Below are 5,652 nucleotides of genomic sequence, written 5' to 3'. Positions count from 1 at the left end.
CGGATGCTCCAAGGCCACCACCCGGCCCAGACCCCACACCTGCGCCTGCACCGGATCCGCCACCCGCTCCGAACGACCCGTAGCCACCGCCCCACTCGTCACACACCACAACGGCGCACCGACCCCGGCATCGCCCAACGCCTGCACCAGCGTCAGCGTCGCCACCGGGCCGCCGACCCCGGCGAGGAACGACACCACGCCCGTGATGGACGTACCGTCGGCCACCTCCTCGCGCACCAGCTCCGCGACGGCCCCGCGGTCGGCGGTGCTGTCGATCTCCACCCGACGGACGCCGATCCGGCGCCCGGCAAGCATCTCCTGCAGGCCCGCCACCGCAGCGTCGTCGTGATCGGCCGGAACGGCCAGCAGCCAGGTGCCGGACAGTGCGCCCGGACCGGTGTCGGCTGCCGGCTTCCAGCTGATCCGGTAGCGCCAGCCGTCCACGGTCGACTGGTCGCGGCTCTGACGGCGCCAGGCCGCCAACATCGGCAGGACGGAGCCCAGTTCGCTGCCGCCCTCGACCTCCAGGGTCGCGGCGAGCGCGGCCAGGTCCTCGCTCTCGACGGCCTCCCAGAAGCGGGCGTCCACGGCATCGACCGGCGCCCCCGTCGGCGAGGCCGCGGTCGCCTCCAGCCAGTACTTCTCACGCTGGAAGGCGTAGGTCGGCAGCTCCACCGTCCGAGCACCTCGGCCGGCGAGAAGGCCCTGCCAGTCGACCCGCAGCCCGCGCACCCACGCCTCGGCGAACGAGGCGAACAACCGCTCCAGCCCACCCTCGTGACGACGCAGCGTCCCGAAGGCCGCCGCCGGCCGACCGGCCGCCTCGGCGGCGTCCTGCACCGCCATCGCCAGCACCGGATGCGCGCTCACCTCGACGAACGTGCCGTAGCCGTCGGCGAGGAGGGCGTCGACCGCCTCGGCGAAGCGGACGGTGGTACGGAGGTTGGTGTACCAGTACTCGGCATCCATGGCGGAACCGTCGACCAGCCCACCGGTCACCGTCGAGAACACCGGCACCGAACCCGCCCGCGGACGGACCTCCGCAAGGACCTCCAACAGCTCGGCACGAATCGACTCCACCTGCGCGGAATGCGAGGCGTAGTCCACCGGGACACGACGGGCACGAACGCCGTCCACCTCACACGCGGCCAACAACTCCTCCAAAGCGGCCGGCTCACCGGACACCACCACCGCCGACGGACCGTTCACCGCCGCGACCGACACCCGATCCCCGTCACCGAGACGCTCACGCACCTCCTCCACCGGCAACGCCACCGAGACCATGCCACCCAGACCCGCCAGACCACCCGCGATCGCCCGGCTGCGCAACGCCACCACCCGGGCACCGTCCTCCAACGACAACGCACCCGCCACCACCGCGGCAGCGATCTCACCCTGCGAATGACCCACCACCACACCCGGCTCCACACCGGACGCACGCCACACCTCCGCAAGGGACACCATCACCGCCCACAACACCGGCTGGACAACGTCCACCCGATCCATCCACCCATCACCCTCGACGCCCCGAACCACCTCCAACAGCGACCAGCCATCCACGAACGGCACCAACGCCGCCCCACACTCCGCCATCCGCCCAGCGAACACCGACGACGACTCCAACAGCTCCACCGCCATCGCGGCCCACTGCGAACCCTGACCCGGGAAGACGAACGCCACCCGGCCCGCCGAACCGCTCACGCCCCGGACCGCCCCCGGCAGGTCCGCCGCCAGCGCCTCCAGCCCCGCCACGGCACTGGCACGGTCACCCGCCACCACCACCGCCCGATGCTCGAACACCGCCCGCGACGCCACCAGCGAGTGGGCGACGTCCGTCAGGGACACCTCCGGCCGATCCGAGAGGAGCGTGAGCAGCCGCTCGGCCTGGCCGCGCAGCGCGGACGTACTCTGTGCCGACAGGAGCACAGGCACGGCCGGGGTCTCGTCGGCCCCGGTCAGGTGCTCCTCCACCGCCCCTGGGACGTACTCGAGGATGGTGTGGGCGTTGGTCCCGCTGATCCCGAAGGACGACACCGCCGCGCGACGCGGACGCCCGGTCTCCGGCCAGGCCCGCCGCTCGGTGAGCAGCTCCACCGCACCCGCCGACCAGTCGACCTTCGCCGACGGCTCACTCACGTGCAGCGTCTGCGGCAGCACACCGTGCCGCATCGCCATCACCATCTTGATGATCCCGCCCACACCGGCCGCGGCCTGCGTGTGACCGATGTTCGACTTCAACGAACCCAGCCACAGCGGCTGTTCGGCCGAACGCTCACGCCCGTACGTGTTCAGCAGCGCCTGCGCCTCGATCGGGTCGCCCAGGGTCGTCCCCGTCCCGTGCGCCTCCACCGCATCGATCTGATCCGATGCCAGACCCGCATTCGCCAACGCCTGCCGGATCACCCGCTGCTGCGACGGACCGTTCGGCGCCGTCAGCCCGTTCGACGCACCGTCCTGGTTCACGGCACTGCCGCGCACGACCGCGAGCACCGGGTGCCCGTTGCGCCGGGCGTCGGAGAGCCGCTCGACCAGCACCATGCCGACGCCCTCGCCCCAACCGGTGCCGTCCGCCTCCGCCGAGAACGCCTTGCACCGGCCGTCCGCGGAGAGGGCCCGCTGGCGGCTGAAGTCCACGAACACCTCGGGGGTGGACATGATCGCCACGCCGCCGGCGAGCGCCATCGTGCACTCGCCGTTCCGCAGCGCCTGGATCGCCCAGTGCAGCGCGACCAGAGAAGAGGAGCAGGCCGTGTCGATCGTGACCGCCGGACCCTCCAGACCGAAGGTGTAGGCGACCCGGCCCGAGGCGATGCTGCCCGAGTTACCGGTGCCGAGGTAACCCTCCACGCCGTCGGGGAGCTCACCCAGGTTGTTGGCGTAGTCGTGGTACATCACACCGGCGAACACACCGGTCCGGCTGCCGCGCAGCGTCGCCGGGTCGATCCCCGCACGCTCCACGGCCTCCCACGAGGTCTCCAGCAGGAGCCGCTGCTGCGGGTCCATCGCCAACGCCTCGCGCGGCGAGATCCCGAAGAACACCGGGTCGAACAGGCCCGCGTCGTGCAGGAACCCGCCCTCGCGGGCATACGAGGTGCCCTGGTGATCGGGGTCGGGGTGGTAGAGGTTCTCGAGGTCCCAGCCGCGGCCCGTCGGGAAGCCGGAGACCGCGTCCCGGCCCTCCGACACCAGCCGCCACAGATCCTCCGGGGACTCGACGCCACCCGGGAAGCGGCAAGCCATGCCGACGATCGCGATCGGCTCGTCATCGACCGTCACCGTCCGGACAGCCGCTGCGGCACCCGGCGCCTCGCCGACCAGTTCGGCGAGCAGGAAAGCGGCCAGGGCACCCGGCGTCGGGTGGTCGAAGACCAGCGTCGCCGGCAGGCGCAGGCCGGTCGCGCCGTTGAGCTCGTTGCGCAGCTCGACGGCGGTCAGCGAGTCGAAGCCCAGCTCCTTGAACGCCCGGTTGGCGTCCACGGCGCCCGCGTCCCCGTAGCCGAGGACGGACGCGACCCGGGCACGGACCAGGTCCAGCAGGAGTTCCGTCCGTTCGGCGGCCGGCGCGGCAAGGACGTGCTGCGCCAGGGACGAGCCGGCCGGGCGGCCCGCCGAGCCGTTCTCGGCAACGCGGCGGAGCGGGGCGCGCACCAGGCCGCGCACCAGCGGCGGCAGGGTGCCGGCGGCAGCCTCGGCGCGCAGCGCGGCCAGGTCGAGCCGGATCGGAACGACAAGGGACTCGTCCGCGGCGATCGCCGCGTCGAAGAGCGCCAGCCCCTCGTCGGCGAGCAGGCCCTGCACACCGCCACGGCTCATACGGCGGACGTCGACATCGGCGAGACTACCGACCATTCCGCCTTCCGCCCAGGCACCCCAGGCGAGGGAGGTCGCGGGCAGTCCGGCGGCCCGGCGCTGGGCGGCGAGGGCGTCCAGGAAGACGTTCGCGGCCGCGTAGTTGCCCTGCCCGAGTCCGCCGAAGGTGCCGGCGGCGGAGGAGAACAGCACGAAGGTGGTCAGTGGGTGATCGGCCGTCAGCTCGTGGAGGTGGAGGGCCGCGTCGACCTTCGGACGCAGCACGGTGTCGATCCGCTCGGGAGTGAGCGAGGTGACGATGCCGTCGTCCAGGACACCGGCCGTGTGGACCACACCCGAGAGCTCGTGGTCGGCGAGCAGCGCGGCCAGCGCCTCCCGGTCGGCCACGTCGCACGCCGCCAGGGTGACGGTGGCACCAGCCTCCGTCAGCTCGTCCCGCAGCTCGACCGCACCCGGCGCGTCCGCACCACGACGCGACACCAGCAGCAGACTCCGCACCCCGTGCCCGACCACCAGGTGACGGGCCACCAGCCCGCCCAGCAGACCCGACGCACCCGTCACCAGGACCGTGCCCGACGACCCGAACACCGACACCGCCTCCGAGGACGCAGCCGCCCTCGACAGACGCGGCACCTGAATCGCGCCGGCGCGCACCGCGAGCTCCGGCTCGCCGGCCGCCAGCGCCCCCGCCAGCAGGCCCTCCGCAACCTCCGGACCGTCCAGATCCAGCAGGACCAGGCGGCCGGGGTTCTCGGACTGCGCCGAGCGGACCAGGCCCCACACCGGGGCGTGCACCAGGTCCTCGACCTCGGCACCGACCGCCCCACGGGTCACCAGGACCAGACGCGACGCCGAGAACCGCTCATCAGCCAGCCACTCCCGCACCGTCCCCAAAACCCCGTGCAGCGCGGCGCGCACAGCCGAGGCCACACCATCAGACGCCTCGACCGACTCCAGCGCCAGGAACACCGCATCCGGAACCCCCGAACCGCCGTCGACCGCCGCACCCAGCTCCGCCAGGTCCGCGAACCGCTCCGCACCGAACCCGCCCGCACCCAGCACGGCCCACCGACCCGCCGGCGCCTGCGACACCGGCAGCACCGTCCACTCCACCCGGTACAGCGAGTCGACCGAGCCACCGCGCGCACTGCGCACCTGCTCCTCGGACACCTCGCGCATCGCCAGCGAGGCCACGGACGCCACCGGGCGCCCGGACTCGTCGGCCAGCACGAGAGAGACCGTGTCGCGGCCCGCTGGCGACATCCGCACCCGGACGGCCGAAGCCCCGGCGGCGTGCAGCGTCACCCCGTTCCACGCGAAGGGCAGGCGGCCGCCGCCGCTCTCCTCCAGCAGGTTGCCGATGCCGACCGCGTGCAGCGCGGCATCGAGCAGGGCCGGGTGCAGTCCGAAGAGTGCGGCGTCGGCCTCGGCGCCCTCCGGCAGGCGCACCTCCGCGTAGACGTCCTCGCCACGGCGCCACGCGGCGCGCAGGCCCTGGAACACCGGTCCGTACCCGAACCCGGCCGCCTGGAAGACGTCGTAGAGATCGTCCACGCCGACCGTGGTCGCGCCCTGCGGAGGCCACTCGGTGAGGTCGAAGGACGGCAAATCGTCACCGTCGCCGGGGGCCAGCACGCCGGTGGCGTGCCGCGTCCAGACCTCCCCGCCGGCCGTGTCCTCCAGCCGGGAGTACAGGCCGACAGCCCGGCGGCCCGACCCGTCGGCCTCCTCGACGGCGAGCTGGACATGGACGCCGCCCTGCTCGGGCAGCACCAGCGGCGCCTCCAGCGTCAGCTCCTCCAGCAGCCCGCAGCCGACCTGGTCACCGGCGCGGATCGCCAG

Annotated in this window: 1 protein-coding gene; it reads right to left on the bottom strand. The window is 73.1% G+C overall.

Annotation, left to right across the window (positions count from 1 at the left end):
• On the bottom strand, positions 1 to 5,652 hold a 5,652-nt coding region (locus ACZ52J_RS42625; protein WP_465626807.1), incomplete at both ends, for an SDR family NAD(P)-dependent oxidoreductase.

This window comes from Kitasatospora sp. NPDC034035, assembly GCF_055575755.1.
This window is presented reverse-complemented; position numbering and strand designations above follow the sequence as displayed.